This window comes from Mycobacterium sp. NGS18, from assembly GCF_059813185.1.
Window position 1 is genome coordinate 419,129 of sequence record NZ_JCALEC010000003.1, and the last position, 14,292, is coordinate 433,420.

11 protein-coding genes and 1 pseudogene are annotated in these 14,292 nt (G+C 68.4%); 5 read left to right on the forward strand and 7 right to left on the reverse strand.

The genetic code is table 11. The features are described from left to right. Nucleotides 1-104: 104 nt before the first annotated feature. The 3 genes from AC5Y31_RS08430 to AC5Y31_RS08440 all read right to left on the reverse strand — a co-directional run bounded on the left by AC5Y31_RS08430 (nucleotide 105) and on the right by AC5Y31_RS08440 (nucleotide 4,274). Nucleotides 105-3,221, reverse strand: coding sequence for an MMPL/RND family transporter (locus AC5Y31_RS08430; protein WP_082108291.1), 3,117 nt, complete (start codon nucleotides 3,219-3,221; stop codon nucleotides 105-107). A gap of 69 nt (nucleotides 3,222-3,290) precedes the next feature. Beyond that, a complete protein-coding gene (locus AC5Y31_RS08435) occupies nucleotides 3,291-3,725 on the reverse strand; it encodes a DUF6188 family protein (protein WP_046284846.1) in 435 nt (144 codons plus the stop codon). Nucleotides 3,726-3,815: 90 nt separating this feature from the next. Then, nucleotides 3,816-4,274: a PaaI family thioesterase gene (locus tag AC5Y31_RS08440; protein ID WP_046284847.1), complete on the reverse strand. Its 459-nt coding sequence runs from the start codon at nucleotides 4,272-4,274 to the stop codon at nucleotides 3,816-3,818. Nucleotides 4,275-4,480: 206 nt separating this feature from the next. Here AC5Y31_RS08440 and AC5Y31_RS08445 point away from each other — a divergent pair, with 206 nt between their 5' ends. After that, the gene (locus AC5Y31_RS08445) at nucleotides 4,481-5,170 is read left to right on the forward strand and encodes a TetR/AcrR family transcriptional regulator (protein ID WP_046284848.1); all 690 of its coding nucleotides are present in this window, start codon (nucleotides 4,481-4,483) and stop codon (nucleotides 5,168-5,170) included. A 181-nt stretch (nucleotides 5,171-5,351) separates the two neighbouring features. Here the strand turns inward: AC5Y31_RS08445 and AC5Y31_RS08450 are convergent. Both AC5Y31_RS08450 and ssd read right to left on the reverse strand, forming a co-directional pair. Beyond that, nucleotides 5,352-6,338 (reverse strand): annotated as a pseudogene (locus tag AC5Y31_RS08450) (TadA family conjugal transfer-associated ATPase); the annotation flags it as partial. Beyond that, nucleotides 6,335-7,417: a septum site-determining protein Ssd gene (gene ssd, locus AC5Y31_RS08455; RefSeq protein WP_499979567.1), complete on the reverse strand. Its 1,083-nt coding sequence runs from the start codon at nucleotides 7,415-7,417 to the stop codon at nucleotides 6,335-6,337. The pseudogene AC5Y31_RS08450 and the gene ssd, both read right to left, overlap by 4 nt. Nucleotides 7,418-7,874: 457 nt before the next feature. Between ssd and AC5Y31_RS08460 the strand changes: the two genes are divergently transcribed. Continuing rightward, nucleotides 7,875-8,693 (forward strand): HAD-IB family hydrolase, encoded by an 819-nt coding sequence (locus AC5Y31_RS08460; RefSeq protein ID WP_065024600.1) that lies wholly within the window; start codon nucleotides 7,875-7,877, stop codon nucleotides 8,691-8,693. A 418-nt stretch (nucleotides 8,694-9,111) separates the two neighbouring features. Here AC5Y31_RS08460 and AC5Y31_RS08465 read toward each other — a convergent pair whose 3' ends face one another. After that, entirely contained in the window at nucleotides 9,112-9,858 is a 747-nt protein-coding gene (locus tag AC5Y31_RS08465) for an oxidoreductase (protein ID WP_301632942.1), read from the reverse strand. Nucleotides 9,859-9,897: 39 nt separating this feature from the next. On the opposite strand from AC5Y31_RS08465, the gene acs reads away from it, so the two are divergent. Then, nucleotides 9,898-11,862, forward strand: a complete 1,965-nt coding sequence (acs, locus tag AC5Y31_RS08470; protein WP_499979568.1) for an acetate--CoA ligase — start codon at nucleotides 9,898-9,900, stop codon at nucleotides 11,860-11,862. 4 nt (nucleotides 11,863-11,866) lie between these two features. On the opposite strand, the gene AC5Y31_RS08475 is transcribed toward acs, so the two are convergent. After that, nucleotides 11,867-12,583 carry a chymotrypsin family serine protease gene (locus AC5Y31_RS08475; RefSeq protein WP_499979570.1) on the reverse strand — a complete coding sequence of 239 codons (717 nt, stop codon included), beginning with the start codon at nucleotides 12,581-12,583 and terminating at the stop codon, nucleotides 11,867-11,869. A gap of 158 nt (nucleotides 12,584-12,741) precedes the next feature. Between AC5Y31_RS08475 and AC5Y31_RS08480 the strand changes: the two genes are divergently transcribed. After that, nucleotides 12,742-13,299: a phage holin family protein gene (locus AC5Y31_RS08480; RefSeq protein WP_065024585.1), complete on the forward strand. Its 558-nt coding sequence runs from the start codon at nucleotides 12,742-12,744 to the stop codon at nucleotides 13,297-13,299. Further along, nucleotides 13,299-14,249 carry an alpha/beta fold hydrolase gene (locus AC5Y31_RS08485; protein ID WP_499979572.1) on the forward strand — a complete coding sequence of 317 codons (951 nt, stop codon included), beginning with the start codon at nucleotides 13,299-13,301 and terminating at the stop codon, nucleotides 14,247-14,249. Before AC5Y31_RS08480 ends, AC5Y31_RS08485 begins: the two co-directional genes overlap by 1 nt. The last annotated feature ends 43 nt before the right edge of the window (nucleotides 14,250-14,292 follow it).

Sequence of the window (14,292 nt, forward strand, 5' to 3'; positions counted from 1 at the left end):
ATCGCAACAACGGCTTGGGGCACCGCCTGCACTTCACTCGCGATTCCAGCCATTGTGGCGCCGAAACCACGCACCCGTAGCCGTAATCCCCCAATCTGCGGCGGTTACAGGGTGCCTGTGTCGTAATACGGATCGCTCAGGCGGGCCTGACGGTGTGGAGGTGGGATAGAGCGCGGCGTGTTGGGCCACCAGCTGGCTTCGCGCAGGAGTGTGGCGATGGCGGGGACGGTGAGGGTGCGAACGAGGAATGTGTCGAGTAGGAGTCCGCAGCCGATGATGAGGCCGACTTGGATCATGATCGCGATGGAGCCGAACATCAGTCCGAACATGCTGGCGGCGAAGATGATTCCGGCCGAGGTGATGACCGAGCCGGTGCGGGCGACGGTGCGCAGTACCCCTACGCGAATGTTGTGTTTGGATTCCTCCCGCAGCCGTGAGACGAGCAGCATGTTGTAGTCGGCGCCGACGGCTACCAGGATGATGAAAGCCAGCAACGGGACGGGCCAGGCGATTTCGTAGCCGAGTCCCCATTGGAAGACCAGCACTCCGATGCCCAGTGAGGCCAGGTAGTTCAGCACGACCGTCCCCAGCAGGTATAGCGGGGCGAGCAGGGCGCGCAAGAGCAGGATGAGGATGAGTCCGACGATGACCAGGGTGCTGATGGCCAGTTGGGTGAAGTCAGCCGACAGGAGCCGTTGGATGTCGGAGTTGACGGCGGGGAACCCGGCAACGGCGATAGTGGCGTTGGCCAGGGTGGTGTTGGGGCGGGCGGTGTCGGCGGTCTCGACGATCTGGCGGGCGAGGGTGATCGCCTGCGCGCTGTAGGGGTCGTAGCTGGATTCGACGACAAAGCGGGCGGTTTTGCCATCGGGTGAGAGGAATTGTTTGGCAACGTCGGTGAATTGACGGTTATCGAAGGCACTGGCGGGCAGGTAGAAACCGCTCGCTGCGTCAGAGCCGGCGCTGGCGCGGGCCGAGTTCTGCAGTTGGGCGGCGACCTGGCCCATCCGAGCCAACATTTCGATGTTGCTGTCGGCCAGGGCGTGCACACCGGCGGCCAGCGCTTGCGCCCCGGAAGCGAGTTGGCCGACGCCCTCTTGGAGCCGGCCGATGTTGCCGGCCGGGTCCGCGGGATCACCCTGAGTTCCGAAGGCCTTGTCAAGTGCTGCGGCAGCGGCTTGTATGTCGGCAAGGGTGCCAGCAATGGTGGCGTCGGTGTCAGGGTTGTAGCGATCGCCGAGGGTGGCGACTTCGGTGAAGAATCCGTTATCGCGCAAACTCACCAGGATCCGGACCTGGTTACGGATTTGCGCGCATTGCGGCGTGGTGGCACACCACTCGGAAGTGTTCAGGCCATCGACGAGGGGGGCCAGCACGGCGAGGGCGGTTTCGGCTTGATCCGCCCGCGACCGCAGCCCGGGGCCGGATTGGATGGCTTGGTCGACGGTGGGTGCGGAGGCCGAAAGTTCTTGCAGCAACGGTCGAGATGACCACAGCAGGGTGTCACCGGATTGGGCTCGGGCCAGTACGCCCGACAGCGGGGTCAAGATCGCGTGCAGGGCGGCATCGAGCTGGGCCAGGCCGCCAGCGAGTTGATCGGCGCCGTCGGTGAGTTGAGTGAGGTCGCCTTTTCGTGCGTCGCCATCGGCGACGGCGTCGGCCATCTTGTCGCCGATCTGCCTGTTCTGCCAAGACAGTTGGGCTTGTTCGAGACGGGTGCCGGTGGGGCGGGTTATCCCGATGACTTTGGTGACCCCGGATACTTGGGCGACCCGGGAGGCCATCTCGTCGAGGTCGGCCAGACCTTTGCTGGTGCGCATGTCGTCGGGGTTCTCCACGACGAGAAATTCGGTGATGACGACGTCTTTGGGGAAGTGGCGATCCAGCAGTTGGTAACCCTGGTTGCTGGCGGTGGTGGCAGGCTGGCCTTTGCGGTCGTCGTAGCTGATCTTCATCGTGGTGGCGATGGCCGAGAGGGCCAGCAGGATCACCAGGCTCACGGCCAACAGTGGCACCGGCCGGCGGACCACCGCGACAGCGACACTGTTCCAGTAGCGGCGGGTTCGATCGGATTTCGGCTCGCCGATTCCACGGCGGGCGGCCAGCGCCAGCACCGGCGGCAACAGGGTCACGGTGGCCAGGAATCCGACCAGCACGGCGACCGCGCAGGCCGGGCCGAGCCCGGCGAAAACACTGAGGCGAGCGAAAACCATGGCAAAAAAGGCCAGCGCAACGGTGGCCGCCGAGGCCAGGATCACGCGCCCGATGCTGGCGGTGGCATGAATGACGGCCTGATCGGCGGGGACATGTGCGCGGCGCTGTTCGTGGTAGCGGCTGATCAAAAACACCGTGTAGTCGGTGCCCGCCCCGAGCAGGATCACGGTCATGAACGCCACGGTGAACTGCGAGACGGGCATGCCGCTCTCGCCGAGGACAGACAGCACACCACGGCCGACGGCCAGGCTGACCCCGATCACCAGCAGGGGCAGCAAGGCGGTGAACACCGACCGGTAGACAATCAGCAGGATCAGTGCGATCAGCGCGGCGGTGGCGATCGAGATCAGCAGCAGGTCGTGTTCGGCGGCAGCGATCTGGTCGTTGAAGGTGGCCGCCGGGCCCGTCACGTGCACGGTCGTCGGTGAACCGGCGAATAAACCGGCGGCGATGTCGCGCACGGCTTGGACGGATTCGGCGGCCTTGGGGTCACCCAGGGTGCCGGCCACACCCACCGGCAGATACCAGGCTTTGCCGTCATTGCTGGTCGCATGCGCCGCGGTGACCGGGTCGGCGAGCAGATCTTGAACCAGCAAGACGTGGTCGGTATCGGCGCGCAGCTGCACCACCAACTGCTCATAGCGGTTGCGCACCGGCGCGGTTAAGCCGTCGGGGTCTTCCATCGCCACGACCAGCATCGTTTTGGAGCCCTGTTCACCGAAGGCCGCGCTCATGCGGTCCACGGTTTGAAACGACGCGGCGTCGCGGGGGATCAGGTTCACCGATTGCTGCCGTACCACCGTTTCCAGCTGCGGGAACACCAGTGCAAGCAGCACGGCGACGGCGATCCAGCCGCCGATGACCAGTGCTTTATGACGCACCGTGAACCCGGCCAGTGTTGCTAACCGGCTGCTGTACTCACTGGATTGGCCCGGATCGGCCACCCCGTTGCGGGCCCGCACAGGCAGGGTTGCCGTGCCCGCACCGCCCGGGTTGTCCGCACTCACCGCGCCTGCGCCCACGAAAGACGCTGCCGCCGGTCACAATGACTCGGCTGCCGGCGATGACGAAGATCCTTAGTTGGGGGTCGTTGCACCGGCATTGTCGTCCTCGTCGTAGGGGATGTCATGGCGGACCACCTTGACCCTGCCGTGCGGCAGGCACGCCATGTAACCGTGGTGTTTGCCGTAGAGCTCCCAGGCGGTGGCGCGCTCGTTGGCGCTGACCTCGATGCGCAGGCCGTTGGAGAAGCTCAGGAGTAGCCGACCGGAATCGTCGTGGCATGCCTTCGTGCACACCGCACCCGCCAGATCCAGTAGCGGACGTTGGTGGGCGGCGACCTCGCGCGGGTCGATGAGCACTTCCTCGGCCGGAAACTCACCGCTAGCCGGCAGGGCAAGCCACAGCAGGCAACTGATGACTACCTCGTTGGCGTCATCAAAGCTCAACACCAGATCACCCTGCAACGACATCCGCTGCACGGTGCAACCTTCGATCCACGTGGTGTACATCGCGCACCTCCGTCGACGCCCAACCGGTCTGCACTGAAATGGTACGGCAAGTAGCGCTGCGCTACTAGTAATAGCGTTACGGGTTGCGGGTCAGGATTCCGGATCGCTCGGCGCCCCGTTGTCCCCGAGCCGCCGAAGAAGATGTTCGAACGCTGCTACGTCGCCATAGGCGGCGAAGTGATCGGCGGTGACCACGACGAACACCGCATTTGCGGTGAATCGGGTGGCCCCCTCGGGGTCGGTGCCGGTTGCGCCGATGTGCAGCACGCGGCCTTCCCGGGAGGCAATGTGCGCGGTGATGCGGTGGGATCGATGCAGCACGACCGGCTGGAGGTATTCGACGGTCAGGCTGCGTGTCACAGCGGGCGCGCCGGCAATCCACAGCGCGAACCCCAGCACGTCGTCGCAGGCGGCGGCGACCGCCCCGCCGTGCGCCAGACCGGGCGCGCCGACGTGGCGTTCGTCGAAAGTCACGTCCGCGTACACCGTGTCGCCGCTGCGGTAAACCACCAGCTGCAGACCGTGCGGATTCTGCGGTCCGCAACCCATACACGTCCGAGTATGTGCGGGCAGCAGCTCAGGCCGTGCCGCACCCGAGCGGCCGGACGCGACATCGTGATGCGGTGAGTGATCGGCCACCAACGACACCTTCGGTACACATAGTTTCGCTGCGCTACCGTTGGTACGGTACCCGTTACGGGCGGTGACGCGGGTAATTGGTCGGGAATCTGGAATGAGGCGAGGGGTGAGTGGGTGTGAGCAGCGAGCAGGTACCGCCGGTGCCCGATGACGACGATATTGACCCCCGCCGGACCCGGTCGCGCAACCGCTTGCTCGACGCCGCGACCGCGCTGCTCAGCAGCGGTGGCATCGAAGCCGTCACCATCGAGGCGGTCACCAAAGCTTCCAAGGTGGCCCGCACCACCCTCTACCGCCATTTCGGCAGCTCATCGCAGTTGCTCGCGGCCACCTTCGAGCGACTCTTACCTCAAGTAACCCCACCCGGGCCGGCCAGTGGGACATTGCGCGAACGACTCATCGAACTGCTCACCCGACAGTCTGCGCTGTTCGCCGACGCCCCAGCACACATCACCATGCTGGCCTGGCTCGCCCTGGGCCCGACCACAATCGATCACGCCAGCACCGAACATGCCCCGCAGGCGCTGCGAGCGCGGGTCATCAACCAATACCGGCAGCCCTTCGACGCCATCCTGCAAGACATTGAGGCCGCTGCTGAATTCGACGGCCTGGACCCGGATCTCGCACTGTGCCAACTCATCGGACCACTCGCGTTCGCACGAATGACCGGCCTGCGATCCATCACCGCACACGACTGCGCCCGCATCGTCGACGACTTCCTGGCCACTCACCGGACCCAGGAAGCCCAATCCGCAGTTCCACAGCCCGACGGTCAAAGGGGCACAGACGACAACCGCCCGGGGTGAGCCCTCTCCCGGGGCGCAATCAGTGCAACCGGGCAGGCGACAGGAGAAACGGGCCGGGATGGCAGCCGCGCAATCCCTAGGCGGGCACACCGTGCGATTCAATCGTTCCCGATTAGGCTGATCGGCACGGGACGCACCTAATCGGTAACAGTCATACACACATGCTCGCGACACCAGATAAGACGGCCGCGGCCAATTGGCTGTGCAGCCCGGCGCGGTCCAGCCCGCCGAGCGCGGCGAGTGCTTCCAGGCGGGCCGGGACCTCAGCCGGGCTGTTGGCGTGCACGGTGCCCGCACCGCCGTCGTGCCCGGTGTTCAGCGCGGCCAGCAGGTCGACCACCTCGGCGCCCCTGACCTCGCCGACCACCAGCCGGTCCGGCCGCATCCGTAGCGCCTGCCGGACGAGGTCGCGCAGTCCCACCTCGCCGGCGCCTTCGACGTTGGCCGCACGCGCCACCAGCCTGACCAGATGCGGGTGGCGGGGCTGCAATTCGGGCGCGTCCTCGACGCAGACCAGGCGTTCCCGGGACTGCACCGCTCCCAGCATGGCCGCCAGCAGGGTGGTCTTGCCGGCGCCGGTACCACCGGAGACCAGAAACGCCAGCCGGGCATCGATGATGTCGGCCAGCAGTGCTGTCGCCGGTGGTGTGATGGCGCCGGCGGCGGCCAACGCGGCGAGGTCCTGGGTGGCCGGCCGTAGCACCCGCAGCGAAAGGCACGTCCCGTCGGCGGCCACCGGCGGCAGTATCGCGTGCAGGCGCACGGTGAACTCACCGGTGCCGATACCGCTGAGGTGACCGTCGACCCACGGTTGGGCGTCGTCGAGCCGGCGTCCCGCGGCCACCGCGAGCCGTTGGGCCAGCCGGCGCACCGCTGCCTCGTCGGCGAACCGGAGCTCGGTGCGCCGCAACCCGTCTCCGTCGTCGACCCACACCGCATCGGGTGCGGTGACCAGCACATCGGTGGTGCCCGCCGCGCACAGCAGGGGTTCCAGAATGCCGGCGCCGCTCAGTTCGGTCTGCAGCACCCGCAGGTTGGACAACAGCTCGGTGTCGCCGAGCACCCCGCCGGATTCGGCCCGGATCGCCGCGGCCACCGTCTGCGGACGCAGTTCGCCGGACTCGGCAGCCAGCCGTTCCCGGACCCGGTCGATCAACGAGTCCCTCATACCGCCGCGGCCTTTCGCGTGGGCAGTACGTCGAGAACCCGGTCGGCGGCCATCGCCAGTGCGGATCGGCGGTGCAGGCGCAAGCCCGCGTGTTCGAGTCGCTCGGCCAGCCGCGGCTCGGCTCGCAGGCTCGCCAGCAGCGGTAACCCGATGATCTCGGCGACCTCGGCAGCGCGAAGTCCGCCCGGAGCCGGCCCGCGCACCACCACGCCCACGTTGGGGTTGGCTGCGTGCAGTCGTGGCGCGATCGCGGCGCCGGCCGCGCACGAGCGCACATCGCAGGGACTGACCACGACCACGAGATCGGCTGCGGACAGGGCGGTCTCGACCGGGTCGGTCAACGTGCGGGGAAGATCGCAGACCACGGTGATCCCGCCGCGGCGGCCCGCATCCAGCACGGCGTCAACGGGTCCGGCCGCAACCTCGCGGATCTCGCGGGCTTCGAGGCCGTGCCGGGTGCCGGACAGCACGCTCACACCGCGCCGGCGGGGCAGCGCTTCGCGCAGCGCCGGCCAGGTCAGCCGCCCACTCTGCGCGGTCAGGTCGCACCAGCGCAGACCGGCGGCGTTCTCGGTGCCGGCCAGCAGGTCGATACCGCCGCCCCAGGCGTCCAGGTCGACCAACAGCGCGTCTCCGGCACGCTGCGCCAGCGCGGTCGCCAGCAGCGATGCGCCGGCTCCGCCGCGGGCGCCGATCACCGCGATGGCCTCGCCGCGGCGCCCGCCGTCACGCACCGCGTCAGCCGCCTCGGCGAGTTCGGCCACCAGTTCGTTGCCGTCGGCGGGCAGGGCCAGGACGCGCTGCGCCCCGGCCGCGACGGCGGCCTGCCAGCTGGCCGCGCTGGGCTCGGCGGCGGTGAGCACGATGACGTGCGCGCGGCGCGGTAGCCGGGCTGCCGGACAACAGGCGGCCGCGGCTTCGTCGAGCACCACCGCTGCGGCCGCCGCCCAGGCCTTGCGGCTCGGTATCGCGCCGCCGAGGTGAATGACCCGCACGCCCACCGCCGCGCCCACCCGATCCAGTTCGTCACGCAATCCGGGTTGGGTGACAAGGGCCAACAGGCCGGCGGCGGTGCTCACGCCTTCACCGTGGCGGCGAGATCCCTGCCGCGCCAGCCGTTAGGCGACAGATGTGGATGGGGGCTGCGACTGTGTAGAACTGCCGGACAGCAGAAGCCGCAATATCAAGTCGGATCGGATCATAATTCGGGTTCTGGACGACGTTCGGGAACGATTTGAGTCCGTTCCAGCGAAGAATGACCGGTTAAAAAAGACGACCCCCGCCAGGGGGGGAGGAGGCGGAGGTCGTCGCGTATCAGCCCCGGGGGGTCGGGCCGATACACCCTCAGCATAAGCCGAGTGATGCCACTATACACACGACAGGCCGGTCCGGCGCAAGTGTTGCCGCCAAATGTCGGCACTTCGGCTCCACGGCCGCTGAAGTGCTCTTTCCGGCATAGCAGCGGGCCGGCCGGCCCCTCGCCCCTATGCTGTACCGGTGACCGCTTCCGACCCGGGCACCCGCCAGCCGCAGTCGCTGCGATCGCCGGGGCAGGCGGGCAGTCGAACCCGCACCGCAGCCTTCCTGGACCTCGACCACACCGTGATCGCCAAGTCCAGCGCACTGGCTTTCAGCAAACCTTTTATGGACCAGGGACTGATCAACCGCCGCACCGTACTCAAGTCGAGCTACGCCCAGTTCCTCATGCTGTTGTCCGGCGCCGACCACGATCAGATGGAGCGGATGCGCACCCATCTGACCAACATGTGCACCGGCTGGAACGTCGAACAGGTCAAGGCGATCGTCAACGAGACGATGCATGACATCGTCACCCCACTGGTGTTCGCCGAGGCGGCGGAGCTGATCACCGACCACAAACTCTGCGGCCGCGACGTGGTGGTGGTCTCGGCCTCCGGCGAGGAGATCGTCGCGCCGATCGCCCGGGCACTGGGTGCCACGCACGCCATGGCGACCCGCATGGTCGTCGCCGACGGCAAGTACACCGGCGAGATCGCGTTCTACTGCTACGGGGAAGGCAAGGTGCAGGCCATCCGGGAGCTGGCCGCTCGGGAGGGCTACCCGCTGGAGCACTGCTACGCCTATTCGGATTCGATCACCGACCTGCCGATGCTGCAGGCGGTCGGCCACCCCTCGGCGGTGAACCCGGACCGGGCATTGCGCAAGGAGGCGATCGCGCACGGGTGGCCGGTGCTCGCCTTCTCCCGGCCGGTGTCGCTGCGCGACCGCATTTCGGCGCCCTCCGGTGCGGCGGTGGCCACCACCGCGGCGGTCGGCATCAGCGCTGTCGCTGCCGGGGCGCTGACCTACTCGCTGCTGCGCCGGCTGGCGTTCTGACCCTCCCAGCAAACACCGCCGGTCACAATCGGGTGACGTCATTCCGGCCGACCGCAATTGGGCCTTGCTGTGTCGTGGATCACGTAGTACAAAGGAAGCACGGAAGCCCGGCGAGGCCAGGGTCGACCCGGAAGAGAAGGATCGATCTCCCGAGCCGCACTTCCCAGTACGGATAGCGGTACCCACGCGGAGCCATAGCCGCGAAGATGGCAGAAGTGTTGCGGGCCTGCGTAATTGCGGAACGTAAACGGTGTCGACAGCCCTTTGGGTGGGGCAGCAGCCGAAGAACACCGCACGAGCGCCGAGGCCACCCACGCAGCCCACGTTGGACGCTTGGTAACCGTGTACCGTACTAGCGGGCGGCGAGCCGAATCTTTCGGCACGCCGCCCGCTTCGTTCTTGCCAGCCGGCCGTCGGATCAGCGCTTGGCGCCCGCTTCAGCTATCCCGAGAGCATCCAGAGCGCCGGCGTGCATCGCGGCGCAGCAGCCCTGTAGCCAGGCGGTCACCCCCTCGGTGGAACCGCCGGCGAATCCTTGCGCCGCGCGACGGTACTCGCCGGCCTTGCGCATCCAGGTCACCTCCGGAACCCCCAGCCCGCGGCGGTCCAGCCCGCTGGCGATCGTCACCAACCGGGACGCCCCCCGGGCGACCACGCCGTCGGCGCTGCCGAACGGCGCGAGCGTGAGCAGCTCGCCGTGCACCACCGCGGCGAACACCGGCGCCGGCACCGTGGTGCCACCGGTGGCGAGGTCGGCCAGCATCTCCAGCCTGCGGCCCACCTCTGCGCCGCCGCGCGGGCGGCCGAGGTTGTCTTCGTCGACCAGATCGGCGGCGGCCAGCACGTGCAGCCGGGCCAGCGCTTGCAGCGGGGCCCGCCGCCACACCTCGACCAGCGAGCCTTCCCCGCCCTCCAGGGCCTGGGCGACCCGCAGCGCCCCGGCGAACACCGGATCGCCTGCCGCGCGCGCGTCCACCGTGGTGGGGCCCCCGTCGAGCACCGACGACGCCCGGGCCGCCCGCAGCGACGCCTCGGCGGCACTGACCGGCCAACCCCGCACGTTGGTCTTGTGGCGATGAGCCCGCGCCAGCTCATCGCGGACCTTTTCGCTGGCCTCGGCGACACCGGGCAATTCGAGCAGCGGTGCCAATGGGTCGGTGATCACGGGCTGTGACACTACCGGCGGGTGGCTAGGCTGCTGACCGTGAGCCAGAACGCTGATAGCGCCGCCGCCGATTCGCTGCCCTCGTACCCGCCCTCCCCCGAGTTCGCCGCCCGCGCCAATACCGGCGCCGAGGCCTACCGCGCCGCCGAGCAGGACCGGCTCGTGTTCTGGGCCGAGCAGGCCAACCGCCTGCACTGGGACAGGCCGTTCACCGAGGTGCTGGACTACTCCCGGCCGCCGTTCGCCCGCTGGTTCGCCGACGGCAAGCTCAACGTCGCCTACAACTGCGTGGACCGCCATGTGCAGGCCGGCCACGGCGACCGGGTGGCCATCCACTGGGAGGGCGAGCCGGTCGACGACGCCCGCACCATCACCTATGCGGAGCTGCTCGCCGAGGTGAGCCGAGCCGCCAATGCGCTGAGCGGTCTCGGTCTGGTCGCCGGTGATCGGGTGGCGATCTATCTGCCGATGATTCCCGAGGCGATCATCGCGATGCTCGCGTGCGCCCGGTTGGGTGTGCTGCACACCGTGGTGTTCGCCGGGTTCTCCGCACATGCGCTGCGATCCCGCATCGACGACGCGCAGGCGAAGGTGGTGATCACCTCCGACGGGCAGTACCGGCGCGGCCAGGCTGCGGCGCTCAAGCCGGCGGTCGACGAGGCGGTCACCGGTGCCGAGTCGGTACAGCATGTGCTGGTGGTGCGACGCACCGGTGGCGAGGTGGCGTGGGCGCCGGGCCGCGACCTGTGGTGGCACGACGTGGTCGACGCGGCATCACCGCAGCACACCCCGGAGGCGTTTGAGGCCGAGCAGCCGCTGTTCCTGCTGTATACCTCGGGCACCACGGGCAAGCCGAAAGGCATCGTGCACACCAGCGGCGGGTATCTGACCCAGGCCGCCTACACGCACTACTGCGTGTTCGATCTGCGAGCCGACACCGACGTGTTCTGGTGCACCGCGGACATCGGCTGGGTCACCGGCCACACCTACGCCGTCTACGGACCGCTGGCCAACGGCGCCACCGAGGTGATTTACGAGGGCACCCCGGAGTATCCGGACCAGCACCGGCACTTCCAGATCATCGAAAAGTACGGTGTGACAATCTATTACACCGCTCCCACGCTGATCCGCACCTTCAAGAAGTGGGGCCGCCAGGTGCCGGACGCCCACGACCTGTCCAGTCTGCGGCTGCTGGGTTCGGTCGGTGAGCCGATCAACCCGGAGGCCTGGCGCTGGTACCGGCGGGTGATCGGGGCCGACGCGGTACCGGTGGTCGACACCTGGTGGCAGACCGAGACCGGCGCGACGATGATCTGCCCGCTGCCCGGGGTGGCCGCGGCCAAGCCGGGTGCCGCGATGCGGCCGCTGCCCGGGATCTCCGCACGCATCGTCGACGACCACGGCGATCTGGTCTCCCCCCAGGACTCCGGCGGCGAACCGGTGTCGGGATATCTGGTGATCGATGCGCCCTGGCCGTCGATGGCCCGCGGCATCTGGGGCGATGAGCAGCGCTTCATCGACACCTACTGGGCGCGCTTCGCCGAGCAGGGCTGGTATTTCGCCGGTGACGGCGCCCGCTACGACGCCGACGGCGACATCTGGGTGCTGGGCCGCATCGACGACGTGATGAACGTGTCGGGGCATCGCATCTCCACCGCCGAGGTGGAGTCCGCGCTGGTCGGTCATGCCGCGGTGGCCGAGGCCGCCGTGGTCGGGGCCCTCGACGAGCAGACCGGTCAACGGATCTGCGCGTTCGTGGTGCTGGCGGCGTCGCACCGCGAGGTCGGCGGGGCGATCATCGACGAACTGCGCCAACGGGTCACCGTCGAGATCTCGCCGATCGCGCGCCCCCGCAACGTGCACCTGGTCCCGGAACTGCCCAAGACCCGCAGCGGCAAGATCATGCGGCGACTGCTGCGTGACGTCGCCGACGGACGCGAACTCGGCGACACCTCAACCCTGGTGGACCCTAGCGTGTTCGACGCGATCCGGGCCGCCGACTGATCGCCTAGGGGACCGGGACGAAACCCGTGCCCGGCCGGTCTTTTTCGCTGATGTCACCGAGTACGGCGTTGATCGACACCACGACCGCGGGTGTGTGCAACGGAATGTACTTGACCACGCAGGTGGGCAGCGCCTCGCTGAACGCCCCGTGAATCATGCCGACCAGCATGTTGTTCACCACGACGGGCCCGCCGGAATCGCCTGGGCGGCCGCACACCTGCATCACGATGGTTCCCGGGTCCTGGCCCGGTCCCCAGGTGACACCGCAGGAGTTGCCGGTGGTGCGGCCCTGTTTGCAAGCGATCTGGCCGAAGGAGGGGTCCGGTCCGATGCCGCCGATGATGAAGCCGCCGAAGTTGGACACCGGCGTCACCTTGTCGGGGTCGAACTCGATCACCGCATAGTCCAGGCCGTCGTTGCCCGCCACCATGTGGCCGATCGTGCCGTTGGCCTCTGCCCCCTCGGCGGCGACCTCCGCACCCGGACCGCCGCAGTGCGCCGACGTGAAGCCGATCAGTGCACCGGTCTTGTCGTGGCCGATCGCTGTCAGCGTGCACATCGTGTCGCCGTCGACGACGATGCCGGCTCCACCGCCCATCAGCACCTTGGCGTCGGCGCTGACCACTGGGACCGGGGCGGCAAGCGTGGCCACGGCGGCGCACGCCGTCCATGTCAGCAGCGGCGCCATAGCGCGCAGCAACCAGCGGTGTGCAATCTGCACAGCGGCTCTCCCGTCCGATCAGCTCCACCCCCGAGGGGGATAAAACAGCCTAACGCGCGCACCGCTCGATCCGTCCGCAGCTTTAGCGGGGTCGCGCCTCGGCGCCGCCGCGGCATGGCAACATTAAGCCGCGACGACAGCGAACGGGAGGACAGCCAGTGAGCAAGGCCGATCGCAGAAACGCAAAACGCGCCGCGGCGAAGGCGGACCGCAACGGGGTGCCCAATACCCTGGCGACCATCCCGCTGGCCGATCCGCACGCACTGCCCGCCGACCCGTCGCTGGGTGATCTGGTCAAGGACGCGACGGCGCAGATGTCGACGCTGGTCCGCGCGGAAGTCGAACTGGCCCGCGCCGAGATCACCCGTGATGTCAAGAAGGGCCTGACCGGCAGCGTGTTCTTCATCGCGGCCCTGGTCGTGCTGTTCTACTCCACCTTCTTTTTCTTCTTCTTCCTCGCCGAGGTGATCGACATCTGGCTGCAGGACTGGGCCGCCTACCTGATCGTCTTCGGGGTCATGCTGACGTTCGCCGTGGCCTTGGCGTTGTTGGGCTTTCTGCGGGTCCGGCGCATCCGGGGACCGCGCCAAACCATCGAATCGGTGCGGGAGACGCGCGATGCGCTGCGCCCCGACCCCGCGCGGCTGCATGCGTCGGGGCCGCACGCGGTGGCGGCGCATGACGGCAAACCGACCACCGATCCCTCGGGCTGGTAGTGCCGCCACCGGATCCGTCGGTCACTCGCATCGACGGGCCGTGGCGACATTGGGACATCCACGCCAACGGCATTCGCTTCCATGTCGTCGAGGCCACACCGGACGACGCATCGGCCGACACGCCGCCGATGACGCGGCCGTTGGTGATGCTGCTACACGGGTTCGGCTCGTTCTGGTGGACCTGGCGTCATCAACTGCGCGGGCTGACCGGGGTGCGCGTCGTCGCGGTCGACCTGCGCGGCTACGGGGGCAGCGACAAGCCGCCCCGCGGCTACGACGGCTGGACCCTGGCCGGCGACACCGCCGGGCTGATCCGGGCCTTGGGGCACTCCTCGGCGATCCTGGTCGGCCACGCCGACGGCGGCCTGGTGTGCTGGGCGACCGCGCTGCTGCACCCCCGGCTGGTGCGCGCCATCGCGGTGGTCAGTTCGCCGCATCCGGCGGCCCTACGGAACTCAGCGCTGACCCGTGCCGATCAGGGCCGGGCGCTGCTGCCGTGGTTGCTGCGCTACCAGATACCGTTCTGGCCGGAGCGCACCCTGACCCGCCGCGACGGCGCCGAAATCGAACACCTGGTGCGCAGCAGAGCCGGCGCGAATTGGCATGCCAGCGAGGATTTCTCCGAGACCATCGGGCATCTGCGCACCGCGATCCAGATTCCGTCGGCGGCGCACTCCGCGCTGGAATACCAGCGCTGGGCGGTGCGCAGTCAACTGCGCTCCGAGGGCCGGCGGTTCATGAAGGCACTGGATCTGCGGACACTGGACATCCCGCTGCTGCATCTACGCGGCGCCGACGACCCCTACGTGCTCGCCGATCCGGTCGAGCGGACCCGGCGGTATGCACCGCACGGCCAGTACGTGTCATTGCCCGGCGTAGGGCATTTCGCCCACGAGGAAGCCCCCGATGCGGTCAACGCCCAGCTGATGCGGTTCCTGCAGCAGGCCTAGCGGCGGTCGCAAGCGCGGCGAAGCCGGGCGCGGCGGGTCGCCG

Excerpts from the sequence above, each read along its gene's own strand:
- AC5Y31_RS08435 (WP_046284846.1), bottom strand. The coding sequence starts at position 3,725 with ATGTACACCACGTGGATCGAAGGTTGCACCGTGCAGCGGATGTCGTTG.
- AC5Y31_RS08440 (WP_046284847.1), bottom strand. The coding sequence starts at position 4,274 with ATGGGTTGCGGACCGCAGAATCCGCACGGTCTGCAGCTGGTGGTTTAC.